The following is a 15,226-nucleotide window of genomic DNA, read 5'->3' on the forward strand; positions in this document are numbered from 1 at the left end:
GGATCGCCGGGTGGCGCTATGCTTACCCGGCCTAAAAATGACAGACCAGTGCAAGCACAGCGCCGCCGGACGTTAATTTTGCCCGTAATACGCATTCACACCGTGTTTACGCAGATAGTGTTTATCCAGCAACTCAGGCTGCATATCCGGCAACTGCGGAGCTAACTGGCGCGAGAAAAGCCCCATGTAGGCGCATTCTTCGAGTACCACTGCGTTATGTACGGCATCTGCGGCATCTTTACCCCAGGCAAACGGACCGTGTGAATGCACTAACACTGCCGGAACCTGCAGCGGATTGAGATCGCGTTGCTCAAAGGTCTGAATGATCACTTCACCGGTTTGATATTCATATTCACCATTGATTTCCTCAACGGTCATCAGCCGGGTACACGGAATAGAACCATAGAAATAATCGGCATGCGTGGTGCCCCATGCCGGGAGATCAAGACCCGCCTGCGACCAGATCGTCGCGTGGCGTGAGTGAGTATGGACGATCCCACCGATCTCAGGGTAGCGGCGGTACAGCGCCAGATGGGTTGGCGTGTCTGAGGAGGGTTTTTTACTGCCTTCAACCACGTTGCCGCTGGCAATATCCACCACCACCATATCGTCGGCGGTCATCACGTCATATTCCACGCCGGACGGCTTAATCACCATCAGCTTACGCGTTTCATCCACAGCGCTGACGTTACCCCAGGTAAAGGTGACTAAACCATGAGCCGGAAGCGCCAGATTGGCCGCCAGCACATCGGCTTTCAGTTGTTCTAACATGAAAATCCTCCTTCCTGCATACGTGCTTCTATCCAGCGTCGTGCCTGGATAATTTCCAGTACCGGCTCTTTTGCTTTTTCAGTCCACATTTCAATCAGAAAAGACCCGCGATAGTTCAGCTCATGCAGCGTTTTGAAGATACCAACAAAGTCCACGCACCCTTCGCCAAAGGGCACATCGCGAAACTGGCCCGGATGAGTTTCGGTTACTGGCAGTGTGTCTTTCAGATGGATAGCGGCGATACGGTCGATGCCCAGCGTCAATTCGGCAGTGACGTCATTACCCCATGCGCTGAGGTTGCCCACATCCGGGTAGACGGTGAACCACGGCGATGACAGCATTTCATCCCACTTTTTCCACTTGCTAATTGAGTTCATAAAAGCGGTATCCATGATTTCTACCGCCAGCATGACCTGCGCGGCGGCGGCTTGCTCGACTGCCCATGCCAGCCCTTCGGCAAAGCGCTGCTGCGTACCTTCGTCATGTTCCTCGTAATAGACGTCGTAACCTGCCAGTTGAATAGTGCGAATACCCAGATCGCGCGCCAGACGAATGGCTTTGGTCATGATGTCGCGCGCCCGAACGCGGACTGATTCATCGCGGCTGCCAAACGGAAAACGGCGGTGGGCGGACAGGCACATTGAGGGGATTGCCACGCCGGTTTCCAACATTGCGCTCACCAGCGATGCACGCTGAGCAGGGCTCCAGTCGAGACGCGACAGGCGTTCATCGGTTTCATCCACCGACATCTCGACGAAATCAAAACCACAGCTTTTCGCCAGCACCAGACGCTCCGGCCAGGAGAGGTCTTTCGCCAGCGCTTTTTCATAGATACCTAACGGATGATTACGCATACTGTGCTCCCCAGATAGCATCGATTTGCGTATGGAATTCAGCGGCAACCTGCGTTGGGTTTTGCGCCCCAGCCAGCGCGCGTCCGGCGATAAAGGCTTTGACGTTGATATCGCGAAACAGCGGCAGGTCGGCGGGCGTAATCCCGCCGGTAATCGACAACTCCAGACCGATATCGGAAAGCGCTTTCATGCGCGCCAGATCAGCTTCTCCCCATTGTTGTCCGCTGGCCTGAGCATCGCGGCCACGATGGTAAATTGCCTGGCGAACCCCAACGCGATACCAGTCACGGGCATCATCCAGCGTCCAGTTGCCGAACAGTTCCATCTGAATTTCGCCGCCGCAGGACTGCGCGACGCCATGGCCTTTCTCTACCGTCGCCAGTGGGGCAGCGCAGATGATAGTCATCCAGTTAGCGCCAGCGCCAAACGCTTGCTGTGCGAGGGTTTCGCCCGCATCGGCTACCTTCCAGTCGGCAACGATGATTTTATTTGGACACTGGGTACGCAGCGCTTTCACGGCAGCAAGGCCTTCGGTTAAGCAGAGAATCGTCCCTGCCTCAACGATATCAACGCTCTCTTGTAGCAGTGCGACATCGTGTTGGGCCGCCTGCAGGTTGGTGTGGTCGAGCGCCAGTTGCAGTAATGGTCGACTCATCATTCGTGCTCCTTAATGCGGGCGTGATAGCCCTGTAGTGCGGTAATTAAATTCTGGTATTGGCGGTATTTACGCTGGTAGCTCGCATGCGCCGTAGCGTCTGGCAGCAGTGTGCGAACCGGGTGCTGTAAGCTGCGCTGCGCGTCACTGAAATTGTGATAAATGCCGGTGCCTACGCGGGCGGCGAGCGCAGCGCCAAAGCAGCCGGTCTCTTCAATCTGTGGCAATTCGATACGTAAACCGCTGACGTCCGCCAGCATTTGCATCCAGATGTCGGAGTGCGCTGGACCTCCGGTGACGCGCAGGGTATGTGCCTGCGTAAAACGTTCGCGCATGCGGTTCAGATGGGTCATGTGGCTGAAAACCACGCCTTCGTAGATGGCCTGTAATAAGTGGGCACGAGTGTGTATAGCCTGCATGCCATAAAAGCCGCTGGTCATCTCCAGTCCGGCGTTACTGCCGTACAAAAAGGGCAGAAAGAAAAGCTCGCTACCGGCTTTCGGTAAGCTGGCAACGGCCTGATTAATCTCATCAAAAGAGAGTTCGCCCCACTGGGCGGTAAACCATTCCAGATTGCCTGAAGAGGTCGGACTGGCTTCATGAACGATGTACTGCCCGTCATTTACATAGCGACCATAGACGTAGGGATGGGGCTCGTGGTCGCGCAGGCCGTGAGCGATCCCGCTGGTGACGGCCCAGGTACCCATCACCGCGTTGAGGGTGCGTTCATCTTCGATACCGGCGCAGAGTGCGGTGGAAACCACATCAAACAGTCCGCCGACGACGGGGGTACCCGCCGCCAGACCGGTTATGGCGGCTGTCTGAGCGGTGATTTCCCCGCATATTTCTGCTGAACCAACGATGGGGGGCAGGGCATTGTCGATTTCACTGATGCCCAGCCACTGAGTCAGCCTCGGGTCGTACTGACCCGTGGTCATGTTGTAGAGGTTCGACTCGGAGATATTGCTCTCTTCACAGCCTTTGGCGCCGGTTAAGCACCAGCGCAGGTAGTCATGACCCATCATGACGCTACCAATTTGCGCATAGCGCTGGGGGGTGTTCTCTTTCACCCAGCGCAGGAGCGATGCCGGATGACCGGTCCACAATGTCTGGCGGGTGATCGGGTAGAGCTGCTCAGGTATCCCATCCTGCTGCCAGCGCTGAACGATTTCCATCGCGCGTCGGTCAGAAGAGAGAATGGCATTGCCTAGTGGCTTATCTTGTTTATCGAGAAGGAACAGACCTTTGCCCTGAGCGGATATACCGACGCCTTTGATTTGCTCACCGCACACGCCTGTGCGCTTTAACAGCCCGGCGATGGTCGCGATGCACTGTTGCCACAGTTGGTGCATATCGCGTTCGGCGTAACCTGGCAATGGCGATATTGTCTGCAGCGATTGCCGGTTAATTCCCTGCTCATGACCTTTGGCATCATACAAACCCGCTTTCAGATATGTACCGCCACAATCAATACCCAGCCAGAAGGTCGCTTTCTCACTCATCTTTGTTATCTCATTTTTGCCGGATGGCGCTGCGCTTATCCAGCCTGGGACGGTTGCTACCTGTAGGCCCGGTAAGCGAAGCGCCACCGGGCATTGTTTTAAGCTGTACGTTTATGTGGATTCAGCGTCTTTAGCGGCGCGGCACCTGCATCACATTTCGCTGGCAGCAACAGGGCCATCAGCGCGGCCAGAGCCAGTGAAATTGCCAGGCAATAAACGCCCGCATCTTTGCTGTACAGGGTGATGAGAACGCCGACTGCGTAAGGGCCGCAGAAACCACCGAGGTTGCCGAGAGCGTTGATGACCCCACGTGCGCCACCGGCCATTTCCGCACTGAACAAACGTGCTGGAATAGTCCAGAACACGCCCGCAGCCGATTGCAGGAAGAATCCGCAGCCGACCAGCGCGGCATAAGCCAGCCAGACGTTATTTTTCAGCGCCACAGAGAGGAACATGCACAAGGCGAAGCCAATCAGCGGTAGGCAGACGAACAACTTGCGTTTACCGGTGCGGTCAGAGAGTGAAGAGAACAGGAACATCCCGGCAATTGCGCCGACGTATGGCAGAATGGCGAGCATGCCGACCTGTCCCATGCTGCTGTGAGTCAACTCTTTGAGGATGGTCGGCAGCCACAGGGTGTAACCGTAAATCCCGGTCTGATAGAAGAAGTTCAGCGCGATTAGCTGCCACATGGTTTTATCGGAAAGCACTGCACCCAGAGAGGCGTTTTTGATCTCTGTTCCGGCAATAGCTTTTTGCTCGGCGGCCAGGGTTTCTACCAGGTAATTTTTCTCCGCCTCAGAGATCCAGCGTGCTTCCTGCGGACGGTCGTAAACGGTATAGGCCCACAGCACCAGGACGACGACAGACAGTAAACCTTCAATGATAAACAGCCAACGCCAGTCGAGTACGGTGATGATCCAGCCCGAGAGCGGGGCGGTAATGATCCCGGCAATCGGCACAAACATAATCACAATCGCATTGGCGCGACCGCGCTCGGCGTCGGGGAACCAGTTGCTGATCATCGTCAGCACGACCGGCAGCATGCCGCCTTCAGCAACACCGAGTAAGAAACGCAAAACCAGCAGTTGATACTGATTCGTGATTAATCCCGTCAGAACGGAAATAACCGCCCAGGCAACCAGCGACCAGCCGATAAATTTCTTGCCGCTGCCGTGTACGGCAATTTTTCCGCCGGGAACCTGTAAAAACAGATAACCGATAAAGAAAATACCACCGGCCAGACCGGCCATGGTGGCGGAAATACCTAATTCTTCATCCATTCCGCCGGGCATCGCGAATGCGATATTGACGCGGTCCATATAAGAAATAATACAGGCGATAAGAATAGGTGGAATAATCCGTAGCCAGCGCTGACGGGGTATGTTTTGAAGTGTAGGGCGAGAGGTCATGTTCATATTAATATTCTCGTAGAGTAGTATTTTATTTTTATAGTTTTGCTTTATTTAATGCGGCGATACCGTCGCGCAATATCGCTACACGATGGTTCACATCTGCACTGGCATTTATTTCCAGCAATTTAATGCCAGAAAATTGCAATGGGTCTGCTCCTGCGCAGGCGAATAATTCGTGGGCATGCTCTGTGGTCATTAGACCTTCTGGACAGAAAGGGGCAAACGGTGCGTGTAAGTCCTGCCACTCGCCGTATTCCCCCGCAAGCGTGGTACCGGAAAACATCAGTGCGCCCAGTTTTCCAGCCCGTTTGGTCTGCTGCGTGTGGGTCAGCGGTAGGGTGAGGCTCCGCCCTTCAATGGCCGAGCGCGCCCAGTTAATGCACACGCTGATGTCATATCCGGCTATCGCGTCCAGCACGTTGTCTAACGGTAAAAATCCTTTGCGTGGCGCGGGGCCTGTCATGGCATCGCAATGTTCCAACACCAGATCGCAGGACCAGTCCCAGCGGGTAATTTCTTTCAGCGAACGAGCAAACGCGTCGGTGGCCTGAGCGACGTTCGGGTTGCCCGCCAGCGGGGCAGCATGCAACTCCAGTGCAATCACTTTTCCGCCGTTGGCCGCATTGATATGGTTGATTTTCTGCTGCAGATGACGGTAATACGCCACGCAGGCTTTACGCTGTTCTTCATCGCTGGAGGCCAGCCCGAAACCACCATTAATACCGCGACGGCGCATGGTTTCCATAATGGCCGTGACCACGATTTGCCAGTCGCCCGGCGTATGGCGTAATAACCATTCGTCGCCTAACGGGTGCAGATGTTCAAGACAGGGCTGCTCCAGTCCGCGAATATCCGGGGTATCGGAGAGTTGTCGCCAGAATTCCTTCTCTTCCTCTTCACTCTTTTGGTGAAATGAGGGTGCACAGGGGTACGCACCGATAATATAACCGGTAGTGTTAGCTTTCATTTTTTGTGCTCCTTTTATAAAACTGAAATAGCAACCTTCACGACTATTTTGCGGATCGGTGTGGCGACAGTTTTATGACATGCTGGACGATGAACATCCTGCGGGAAAAATATGGCGTAACTTCCCGGAATCATTTCAATAAAAGATTCATGTTCGCTGGCGTGATAAAAAATAATATCGCGCTGTTCTAATAGCGATTCACTGATTTGGTTATTCCCGGTATCAATGGCGATCCCGATTTTCTCTTTACCCCAGGCCAGAAACTGAATATCCAGATAGCGGCGATGCACCTCAGGACGATTTTCGGCAACGTCACGCGTGGTTAAATCAATAATTTGCGCGAAGATATTTTTACCGTCGATCTCCACCACGCCCGGCTCCAGTTTGCGAAAATCTGTGGTGCGCAGAAAGTCGAGCGCCCTTTCAATCGCAGCAGGCAAATGGCATGGGTTAGGTTGAGCAATATGTCCGAAGATCATGGTGTTGCTCCTTACAGGGCCTGAATTTTTGCCCAGACGCTGTCGTCAACGGTGATACCGTTCCGGCGATTTTCTTCCAGTAGCTTCGTAAACTCGTGGCCCGGCAGACGGACAGGCGTGTTTTCATCTGCGCGTTCGGCGGTGGTGATGAAATCCATAATCCGCTGTAGCTTGGCATCACGGGTGGCGCCATCGATCAGCTTATCCACTTCAATGGCGATAAATATCTGTGAAACGCCATATTCATCGCTGTTATCCTGGGTGACTTCCGCAACGGAAGAGCCATCAGAAAGCAGGGTGGCAATCATATCCAGCACAATCGACAGACCTGAACCTTTCCAGTAACCCATTGGCAATATGCGGCGGTTTTTTTCGATAACGCCCGGCTCTTTGGTGAGATTGCCTTCATCATCAAAGCCACCGTCTACCGGCAGTTCGCGACCGGCCAGGCGATTCACTTCCAGCATGCCGTAGGAGAACATCGACATCGACATATCAACCATGGTGATTGGCGATGAGGGGATCGCGACGATCAGCGGGTTAGTACCAATGCGGCACTCTTTCGAACCCCACGGTGGCATGACGGCAATCGAGTTAGTCCAGCAGATACCGATGTAACCTTTCTCCGCCGCCTGCCAGCCATAGCTGCCGCCGCGCATCCAGTGGTTGGCGTTACGCAGTGCGACCAGGCCAATACCGTGATCGGAGGCCAGCTCAATGGCTCTGTCCATCATCTTTTTCGCCGTTAGATTGCCGATCGAACGCTGAGCATCCCATTGTTCAATCGCCCCCAGGCTGGTAATGCGTTGCGGTTTGGCCTCAGGAATGATGTCGCCGTTATCCAATTGCTGAATAAAACGAGGAAAACGATTCACACCGTGCGAATAAACGCCGGACTCGGTGGTGCGCGCAAACATTTCGGCACAGGCATCGGCGGTTTCAACGGCAATACCGCGTGCCAGCAGTACCCTATTGAACGCATCTTTCAACTGCTCAAAAGTGACTTTCATTCCTGTTTCCTTGTTTAAATTTGATCGCTTTTTTATCTCTAAATTTCACTATGCGAAATCTGATTTCAAATATAGCGATCAAATTTTGACAGATCAACGGGGTGGTCTATTTTTTAAAATCATCAAAATCAAATAGTTGTGTTTTTTCGGTTCAGATCGTGAACTAAAACACACTTTGCGCTACCATCAGAGCGCGACGAAAAGGGGAGCGGAAGCGATGGGCACAAAAGAGAGTGAAATGACGCAAGACAAAGAGAGGCCAGCCGGAAGTCAGAGCCTGTTCCGTGGTTTGATGTTGATTGAGATTCTGAGTAACTATCCGAATGGGTGCCCATTGGCCCATCTGTCTGAACTGGCCGGGCTGAACAAAAGTACAGTGCATCGACTCCTGCAAGGGCTGCAGTCCTGCGGATATGTCACGCCTGCACCTGCTGCGGGTAGCTATAGGCTGACCACCAAATTTATCGCCGTTGGGCAGAAGGCACTGTCGTCACTGAATATCATCCATGTTGCCGCGCCGCACCTCGAAGCGTTGAATATTGCTACTGGTGAAACAATCAACTTCTCCAGCCGTGAAGATGACCACGCGATTCTGATTTATAAGCTGGAACCGACGACGGGCATGCTGCGTACTCGCGCTTATATCGGTCAACATATGCCACTGTATTGCTCCGCGATGGGTAAAATTTACATGGCGTTTGGGCATGCGGATTATGTGAAATCTTACTGGGAGAGCCATCAGGATCTTATTCAGCCGCTGACCCGCAATACCATTACCGGTTTACCGGCGATGTACGACGAATTGGCGCAGATCCGCGAAAGCAGTATGGCGATGGATCGGGAAGAGAACGAATTGGGCGTTTCCTGTATTGCCGTGCCGGTGTTTGATATTCATGGTCGGGTGCCGTACGCGGTGTCAATTTCACTCTCTACCTCGCGACTTAAGCAGATAGGGGAAAAAAATCTACTCAAGCCGCTACGGGAAACCGCGCAGGCGATTTCAAATGAGCTGGGTTTTACCGTTCGCGATTAAGGTTATTCAGGCACCTGACAATATTTAACCGTTTCCCCTGTCCGATCAAAGCGTCAGGGGCGGTCTCTCTGGCACTCTGTGGTTTTCACGCAGAGGGAGGGGGCAATGAACGCGTTTATTATGGCGGATGCGGCAAAATGTATTGGGTGTCGTACCTGCGAAGTTGCCTGCGTCGTCGCGCATCAGCAAAATCAGGACTGTGCTTCGGTCTCTTCTTCTGCGTTTATACCGCGGATTCGGGTCATCAAAGACGACGCCTTTACCACGGCGGTCGCCTGCCATCAATGCGAAGACGCTCCCTGTGCGAATGTTTGTCCAACTCACGCCATTCGTCGTGAACATGGGCATATCTTCGTTGAACAGGCACGGTGTATTGGTTGTAAAAGCTGTATGCTGGCCTGCCCGTTTGGGGCAATGAATGTCGTTGCCCGTTCGTCGCGGGCGCAGGCGATAAAATGCGATTTGTGCTGGCATCGCGAGACGGGGCCCGCGTGTGTCGAGGCCTGCCCGACCAGCGCGTTGCAGTGTATTGATGCCGTCAGTATTCAGCGACAGCGCCTGCGTTCACAGCCGCTGTGAAGTGAGCCCGACCCGCACCTGGGTCGGGTTTGCGTTAGCCTTCCAGCCAGGCGCGTTCGATCTCTTCAGCCAGAATCTTCACGCCAGCTTCGATTTTCTCCGGCTCTGGCACGTAGTTCATCCGCATGCACTGATGGGTATGCGGCCAGGGTTTATCCAGCCCCGGGAAGAAGTAGTCACCAGGAACCATCAGTACGCCGCGCGCTTTCAGACGCTGATACAACAGTTCGGTGGTGATCGGTAAATCTTTGAACCATAGCCACAGGAAAATCGCGCCTTCAGGTTTATGGATAAGGCAGCGATCTTCAGACAAGTAGCGGCGAATAATCGCAATCGTCTCCTGAACGCGCTGATAGTAAAACGGCTTGATAACCGTTTCGGACAGGCGCAGCAGATCGTTACGTTTAATCATCTCGCACATCATCGCCGGTCCCATCCCGCCAGGTGCAAGGCTGATGATGCCGTTCATATTGGTAATCGCAGTGATGATTTTTTCATTCGCGATAATGATACCGCAGCGGGAGCCTGGCAGACCCAGCTTGGAAAGGCTCATGCACAACACAATGTTGGGGTTCCACAGTGGGCGTGCTTCGCTAAAGCTAATGCCAGGGAACGGTACGCCATAGGCGTTATCAATCACCAGCGGGATCCCATGCTGGTTGGCCAGCCGGTCCAGCTTCATCAGCTCGTCGTCGGTGATCACGTTGCCTGTCGGGTTAGTGGGGCGCGACACGCAGATCATGCCCGTTTCTTCACCGATGTGCAGGTGTTCAAAATCAACGTGATACTTAAACTGGCCTTCCGGTAGCAGCTCAATGTTCGGACGTGCTGAGATGAAGAGATCTTCTTCCAGCCCGGAATCGGCATAGCCAATGTATTCCGGCGCTAACGGGAATAACACTTTTTGCGTTGTTCCGTCAGCGCGGCGTCCGGCGAACAAATTGAATAAGTAGAAAAACGCGCTCTGACTGCCATTTGTCAGTGCAATATTTTGTGGCTCGATATCCCAACCCTGCTTCTCACGTAGCAGTTTCGCCAGTTCAGACAGTAGCTCGGTTTTCCCTTGCGGACCGTCATAATTGCAAAGCGCATCAGTGGCTTTGCCGTTTGCCAGCATATCTGTCAGCAGAGACTGGAAGTAATTTTGCATCTCTGGAATTTGCGCCGGATTACCACCGCCGAGCATGATGGCGCCTGGGGTGCGTAAACCGTCGTTGAGGTCCTCCATCAGGCGGGTGATGCCTGAATGGCGGGTAAATTTGTCGCCAAAAAGTGAGAATGTCATAGCAGGGGGTCTGTCGAACTGAGTAGTAAAGTGGCTAACCATAGCGCTACCTATGGCAGGGTGCAAATCAGGGGGAACGAGCTGGATTGATGTTTTGTGCTACAGATGTTTGCCTGGCTGGTTTTTTATTTTGTGTTGGGCTTCCCGCTGTATGCACAGCGGGAAGCCTGTTGGGATCAGGGCTGACCGGCCCACACCACCATCACCTTATCGTCGCCATGCTCGCGGATAAATCCGTATCCCTGCTTCAATGTCAGCGTGGTCTGTTTACCAGCACCGATGGCGGGATGTCTGGCCCGGAACTGACTGATGCGCTGCCAGTGAGCGACGCTGGCGGCAGAATTCCCGGCCACATCCTGCCAGTTCATTTCTGAGCGCGTACCCTGCAATGGGTCTGAACCTGTTGGTCCAAAGGGCCGGGCCGACTCGTCTCCGTAAAAGAGTTGTACCGCGCCTGGCGCCAGCAGCAATAGCTCGGCGGCTTTGTCTCCACCTTCGCGGAACAGACGCGTATCGTGCGAGGAAAGATAGCTCAGAACGTTGAAATCCTGCAATTTCTCAGCCATCTGTTGCCAGGTGACATCCATATTTGCCAGACAATCGACGGCCTTTGCCGCCTGCTCCTGATAGTCGAAATTGATCATCGCATCAAAGCCGTGACGGTAATAGTCGCTTTGCATCACGCCGTGACCCCAGGCCTCGCCGGTCATCCAGAAAGGTTTGTCATCAAGCGCTTTATCCGGGTTCGCTTTCTTCCATTCAACCAGCGCCGCGCTGGCCTGTGTTTTTAACTGCTGCCAGGCGGGAAGTTCGACGTGTTTGGCGGTATCGACCCGAAACCCGTCAATCCCGTAATCACGCACCCACTGGCTGAGCCAGTGGGTCAGATAATCGCGGGGCGTATAACCAGCAATAGCTTTAGCGTGCGTATCCGGTTTGTGTTGATAAAAGTTTGGCAGCCCGGAAGGCGTGGTGGATTCGGTTTTCAGATCGGGCAGGAAAGCCAGCGACATGGTCAGGTCGTCAAAACCCGGATTGTCGTAATCGCCAATATCGGTGCGGATCCAGTTTTTCCCCCACCATTTTTCCCAGCCTGCTTTATCGCTGAAATTGATGTAATCATTAAAGCTGTGCCAGCTTTGCCCGGCGGCTGGCTTCCAGTCCGTCCAGCGTTCACCGAGCGTGTTTTTCAGTTCATCGCCCGACAAGTACAGGGCCCCAAACTGATACTCCTGCATATCCGCCAGCGTGGCGTAGCCGGTATGATTCATGACGACATCAAACAGGATGCGAATGCCGCGCTGGTGCGCGCCGTCAACCAGCGCACGCAGGTCAGCTTCATTACCCATATTCGCATCGAGCGTGGTCCAGTCCTGAGTGTAATAGCCGTGGTAAGCATAATGGGGGAAATCGCCTTTGGTGCCACCGCCGACCCAGCCGTGGATTTGCTCAAACGGCGCGCTGATCCATAACGCATTGACGCCCAGTTGTTGCAGATAGTCGAGTTTGCTGGCAAGACCGCGTAAATCGCCCCCGTGGAAGGTGCCAATTTCCTGCATGCCATCGCTGCGCCGACCGTAGCTGTGGTCGTTGCTCGGGTCACCATTTACAAAGCGGTCTGTCAGGACGAAATACACCGTAGCGTTATGCCAGTCGAAAGCGGCCGGGGCATCGGTTTCCGCCCGTTCCAGCAGCAACAGTCCGTTACTGGCTGCGGCAGGCTGTAGGGTAATTGTCCCATTTTTTACCGTTGCCGTTTTCTGGCTGTAGAAATCGCGCACCACGGCACCTTCCGGAAAGGTCTGGCTCACATCCAGTGTTAACGGCGAACCATCCCATTTCGGGCACTGGCGAATCTGGGTCGTGACAGGGTCTGCGGCGCTTTTTACCGAGAGCATCAACGTTGGCGTTCCGGAGCGGGTATCCACTTCCAGCGTGTAATCGCCGTCTTTGAATAAGCGCCACTGCGGCGGGGCGCCTTCACACGGTTTTAGCGACAGCATCTGGTTGAGTTTTATCGCATCAGCAGGCTGCCAGCACTGTTGGTCAAAATTTAGGATTAAAGGACGCGTACCCTTCGTCAACGCTGCATGGCTGACGAATTTACCCGTACCTTCCGCTTCGAAGGTGGGGAGTCCCTGAGAAGTCCATGATGAGGCGATGGCAATGCCGGGCATGAGCGCCAGCGCAACGGCGGCAAGTTTCATAATGCTGTCCTTGGTGCTGCGATTTTCGCCAGTTTGCCAGTGAAATCAGGCCGGAAACTCCTCCTTTGAGTCGATTCCGCCAGGAGGAGAAGTGAGGGTGAGCGATCGCGCGCAAAAAATGAACTCATTTTGCGATAACCTCCACATTTTCTTCGAATTAATAGCACCCTGAACCGTTAATGCGTGACATGGTTTCAGAATTGGACTATTCCTTTGGGTGCTCTTGACGGCTATTTTTGATATGATTTGAGATTCATCTCTCATTTTTGTGAAAAATATAAGGTGTTGGAATGTATAAATCCGACCAGGAGACCTAATGATATTGACTCCCATTCGACGATATGGGGCAATGATTCTTATGTTACTCACCGTTGCATTTTCGGGTGAGGTGCTGGCAAAGACACACACGGCGACAACGAGTCACAAGCCCCAGGTAATCAAGACAAGTAATACACAGGTAAGCAGTAAACAAGAGTATTCTCGCAATAGTGCAAAGAGTAGTTCACTTCCTGATTTGCGAAAATACCCTTCCGGAACACCAAGGAAAAAAGCGTTTCTCCGGACGGTTATGCCTTATATTACCAGTCAAAATGCTGCCATTACGGCGGACCGTAACTGGCTGATTTCAAAACAGTACCAGAACCGCTGGTCACCGACTGAGCGTACGCGTATGAAAGATATCGCGAAGCGCTACAAGGTGAGCTGGTCTGGCAACACGCGTAAAATCCCATGGAATACGCTGCTTGAGCGCGTAGACATTATCCCGACCAGTATGGTGGCAACCATGGCTGCGGCTGAAAGTGGCTGGGGTACGTCGAAGCTGGCGCGTAGCAACAACAACCTGTTTGGCATGAAATGTGGCAAAGGTCGTTGTAATAATGCCCCGGGTAAGGTGAAAGGCTACTCACAGTTTGAATCGGTGAAAGAGTCGGTGAATGCTTATGTCATCAACCTGAACACGCATCCGGCTTACTCTTCATTCCGTAAGTCACGTGCGCAACTGCGTAAAGCCGATCAGGAAGTCACCGCTACCGCGATGATTCATAAGCTGAAGGGTTATTCCACTAAAGGACAGAGCTACAACAACTATCTGTTCGCAATGTATCAGGATAACCAGCGTTTAATCGCCGCGCATATGTAATTCTGTGTGCCGGATGGCGGCTTCGCCGCATCCGGCAATAATCCTCATATCAACACTTCGCTGTTCACATCGCGATACTCTTTGGGCGTTGTGTCATACTCTTTCTTAAAGACCGAATAAAAGTATTGCAGAGACGGATAGCCGCACATCTGTGAAATTTCGTTGATTGAAAGCGTGGTAGATATCAACAGGCTGCGCGCTTTTTCCAGCTTTTCGGCATGAATCACGGCGTGGATAGTCTCTCCGACCTCTTCTTTAAAACGCTTCTCCAGATTCGAACGAGAAATCCCCACTGAATCCAGCACTTGTTCAACCTTAATACCTTTACAGGCATGGTTGCGGATAAAGTGCATCGCCTGAATCACCGCCGGATCGGTTAATGAACGGTAGTCGGTTGAGCGGCGTTCAATGACGCGCACCGGAGGAACCAGTGTACGTTGCAGCGGCAGCTCTTCATTTGCCAGTAAACGATGTAAGAGCTTAGCGGCCTGATACCCCATCTGCCTGGCTCCCTGGGCCACGGATGACAGCGCCACCCGCGACAGATAGCGGGTCAGTTCTTCGTTGTCGATACCAATCACACACAGCTTTTCCGGTACTGGAATATGCAGGTGCTCGCAGACTTGCAGGACGTGTCGTGCCCGCGCGTCGGTAACGGCGATAATACCGGTTTGCGGCGGTAGTGTTTGTAGCCAGTCCGCCAGACGATTTTGCGCGTGCTGCCAGTTTTCCGGTGCGGTTTCCAGCCCCTGATAGACAACGCCGCGGTACTTCTCTTTGGCAACCAGCTGGCAAAACGCATACTCACGTTCCTCGGCCCAGCGTTTTCCGCTTGACGATGGCAGACCATAGAACGCAAAGCGGTTAATCCCTTTTTCCTTCAGGTGCAGGAAAGCGCTTTCTACCAACGCGTGGTTGTCGGTGGCGATGTAATGTACCGGTGGATAATCTTGCTCCAGATGGTAGGAGCCTCCAACGCCGATGATGGGAACTTCAACATCGGCAAGTAATTGCGCAATATCATCATCGTCATAATCAGCAATAACGCCGTCGCCTAACCAGTCTTTAATATTATCGATACGGGCGCGGAAATCTTCCTCAATGAATATATCCCACTCGGATTGCGATGCCTGTAAATATTCACCCACACCTTCTACCACCTGGCGGTCGTAGGCTTTATTGGCATTAAATAGCAGAGTGATGCGGTGACGTTTATCAAACATAAGAACCTGTCCTGGAAAGGTTAACGTGGGCCTGTCGATACTAGCAAAACCGCAGGTACGACTGCTTGATGAAGCGTGACAAAATTCCTGATTGCCTGAGGCTAC

The 15,226-nt window shown here is 53.2% G+C and carries 14 protein-coding genes; 3 read left to right on the top strand and 11 right to left on the bottom strand.

From position 1 onward, the window contains the following. Nucleotides 1-72: 72 nt before the first annotated feature. The 8 genes from araD to yiaK all read right to left on the bottom strand — a co-directional run bounded on the left by araD (nucleotide 73) and on the right by yiaK (nucleotide 7,653). Nucleotides 73-771 (bottom strand): L-ribulose-5-phosphate 4-epimerase, encoded by a 699-nt coding sequence (gene araD, locus OGX83_RS20815; protein ID WP_103284584.1) that lies wholly within the window; start codon nucleotides 769-771, stop codon nucleotides 73-75. Continuing rightward, entirely contained in the window at nucleotides 765-1,625 is an 861-nt protein-coding gene (locus OGX83_RS20820; RefSeq protein WP_286589034.1) for an L-ribulose-5-phosphate 3-epimerase, read from the bottom strand. The genes araD and OGX83_RS20820 overlap by 7 nt, the downstream gene beginning before the upstream one ends. Continuing rightward, a complete protein-coding gene (gene ulaD / locus OGX83_RS20825; RefSeq protein WP_048227376.1) occupies nucleotides 1,618-2,280 on the bottom strand; it encodes a 3-keto-L-gulonate-6-phosphate decarboxylase UlaD in 663 nt (220 codons plus the stop codon). The genes OGX83_RS20820 and ulaD overlap by 8 nt, the downstream gene beginning before the upstream one ends. Then, entirely contained in the window at nucleotides 2,280-3,782 is a 1,503-nt protein-coding gene (locus tag OGX83_RS20830; protein ID WP_286589036.1) for an FGGY-family carbohydrate kinase, read from the bottom strand. Before OGX83_RS20830 ends, ulaD begins: the two co-directional genes overlap by 1 nt. 98 nt (nucleotides 3,783-3,880) lie before the next feature. Next, nucleotides 3,881-5,200 (bottom strand): MFS transporter, encoded by a 1,320-nt coding sequence (locus OGX83_RS20835; RefSeq protein ID WP_286589039.1) that lies wholly within the window; start codon nucleotides 5,198-5,200, stop codon nucleotides 3,881-3,883. Between the two features lie 31 nt (nucleotides 5,201-5,231). Then, entirely contained in the window at nucleotides 5,232-6,164 is a 933-nt protein-coding gene (locus tag OGX83_RS20840) for a DUF4862 family protein (protein WP_208743629.1), read from the bottom strand. Nucleotides 6,165-6,178: 14 nt separating this feature from the next. Then, the gene (locus OGX83_RS20845) at nucleotides 6,179-6,643 is read right to left on the bottom strand and encodes a YhcH/YjgK/YiaL family protein (protein WP_286589041.1); all 465 of its coding nucleotides are present in this window, start codon (nucleotides 6,641-6,643) and stop codon (nucleotides 6,179-6,181) included. Between the two features lie 11 nt (nucleotides 6,644-6,654). After that, a complete protein-coding gene (yiaK, locus tag OGX83_RS20850) occupies nucleotides 6,655-7,653 on the bottom strand; it encodes a 3-dehydro-L-gulonate 2-dehydrogenase (protein WP_003827358.1) in 999 nt (332 codons plus the stop codon). Nucleotides 7,654-7,870: 217 nt separating this feature from the next. Between yiaK and yiaJ the strand changes: the two genes are divergently transcribed. Together yiaJ and OGX83_RS20860 are read left to right on the top strand one after the other, a co-directional pair. Beyond that, nucleotides 7,871-8,686 carry an IclR family transcriptional regulator YiaJ gene (gene yiaJ / locus OGX83_RS20855; RefSeq protein WP_003827359.1) on the top strand — a complete coding sequence of 272 codons (816 nt, stop codon included), beginning with the start codon at nucleotides 7,871-7,873 and terminating at the stop codon, nucleotides 8,684-8,686. Between the two features lie 105 nt (nucleotides 8,687-8,791). Then, on the top strand, nucleotides 8,792-9,265 hold the full coding sequence (locus OGX83_RS20860; protein WP_048227301.1) for a 4Fe-4S dicluster domain-containing protein: 474 nt from the start codon (nucleotides 8,792-8,794) through the stop codon (nucleotides 9,263-9,265). Between the two features lie 34 nt (nucleotides 9,266-9,299). On the opposite strand, the gene avtA is transcribed toward OGX83_RS20860, so the two are convergent. Further along, nucleotides 9,300-10,550, bottom strand: a complete 1,251-nt coding sequence (gene avtA, locus OGX83_RS20865; protein ID WP_353622198.1) for a valine--pyruvate transaminase — start codon at nucleotides 10,548-10,550, stop codon at nucleotides 9,300-9,302. A gap of 176 nt (nucleotides 10,551-10,726) precedes the next feature. After that, on the bottom strand, nucleotides 10,727-12,757 hold the full coding sequence (malS, locus tag OGX83_RS20870; RefSeq protein ID WP_286589046.1) for an alpha-amylase: 2,031 nt from the start codon (nucleotides 12,755-12,757) through the stop codon (nucleotides 10,727-10,729). A gap of 316 nt (nucleotides 12,758-13,073) precedes the next feature. Here malS and OGX83_RS20875 point away from each other — a divergent pair, with 316 nt between their 5' ends. Then, entirely contained in the window at nucleotides 13,074-13,898 is an 825-nt protein-coding gene (locus tag OGX83_RS20875; RefSeq protein ID WP_008786441.1) for a protein bax, read from the top strand. Nucleotides 13,899-13,942: 44 nt separating this feature from the next. Here the strand turns inward: OGX83_RS20875 and xylR are convergent, their stop codons facing one another. Continuing rightward, on the bottom strand, nucleotides 13,943-15,121 hold the full coding sequence (gene xylR / locus OGX83_RS20880; protein WP_286589048.1) for a D-xylose utilization transcriptional activator XylR: 1,179 nt from the start codon (nucleotides 15,119-15,121) through the stop codon (nucleotides 13,943-13,945). Between the last annotated feature and the right edge of the window lie 105 nt (nucleotides 15,122-15,226).

Source organism: Citrobacter sp. Cpo074 (assembly GCF_030332745.1).
GTDB classification, from domain to species: Bacteria; Pseudomonadota; Gammaproteobacteria; order Enterobacterales; family Enterobacteriaceae; genus Citrobacter; species Citrobacter portucalensis.

Excerpts from the sequence above, each read along its gene's own strand:
- araD (WP_103284584.1), bottom strand. The coding sequence starts at position 771 with ATGTTAGAACAACTGAAAGCCGATGTGCTGGCGGCCAATCTGGCGCTT.
- OGX83_RS20820 (WP_286589034.1), bottom strand. The coding sequence starts at position 1,625 with ATGCGTAATCATCCGTTAGGTATCTATGAAAAAGCGCTGGCGAAAGAC.
- ulaD (WP_048227376.1), bottom strand. The coding sequence starts at position 2,280 with ATGAGTCGACCATTACTGCAACTGGCGCTCGACCACACCAACCTGCAG.
- OGX83_RS20830 (WP_286589036.1), bottom strand. The coding sequence starts at position 3,782 with ATGAGTGAGAAAGCGACCTTCTGGCTGGGTATTGATTGTGGCGGTACA.
- OGX83_RS20835 (WP_286589039.1), bottom strand. The coding sequence starts at position 5,200 with ATGAACATGACCTCTCGCCCTACACTTCAAAACATACCCCGTCAGCGC.
- OGX83_RS20840 (WP_208743629.1), bottom strand. The coding sequence starts at position 6,164 with ATGAAAGCTAACACTACCGGTTATATTATCGGTGCGTACCCCTGTGCA.
- OGX83_RS20845 (WP_286589041.1), bottom strand. The coding sequence starts at position 6,643 with ATGATCTTCGGACATATTGCTCAACCTAACCCATGCCATTTGCCTGCT.
- yiaK (WP_003827358.1), bottom strand. The coding sequence starts at position 7,653 with ATGAAAGTCACTTTTGAGCAGTTGAAAGATGCGTTCAATAGGGTACTG.
- yiaJ (WP_003827359.1), top strand. The coding sequence starts at position 7,871 with ATGGGCACAAAAGAGAGTGAAATGACGCAAGACAAAGAGAGGCCAGCC.
- OGX83_RS20860 (WP_048227301.1), top strand. The coding sequence starts at position 8,792 with ATGAACGCGTTTATTATGGCGGATGCGGCAAAATGTATTGGGTGTCGT.
- avtA (WP_353622198.1), bottom strand. The coding sequence starts at position 10,550 with ATGACATTCTCACTTTTTGGCGACAAATTTACCCGCCATTCAGGCATC.
- malS (WP_286589046.1), bottom strand. The coding sequence starts at position 12,757 with ATGAAACTTGCCGCCGTTGCGCTGGCGCTCATGCCCGGCATTGCCATC.
- OGX83_RS20875 (WP_008786441.1), top strand. The coding sequence starts at position 13,074 with ATGATATTGACTCCCATTCGACGATATGGGGCAATGATTCTTATGTTA.
- xylR (WP_286589048.1), bottom strand. The coding sequence starts at position 15,121 with ATGTTTGATAAACGTCACCGCATCACTCTGCTATTTAATGCCAATAAA.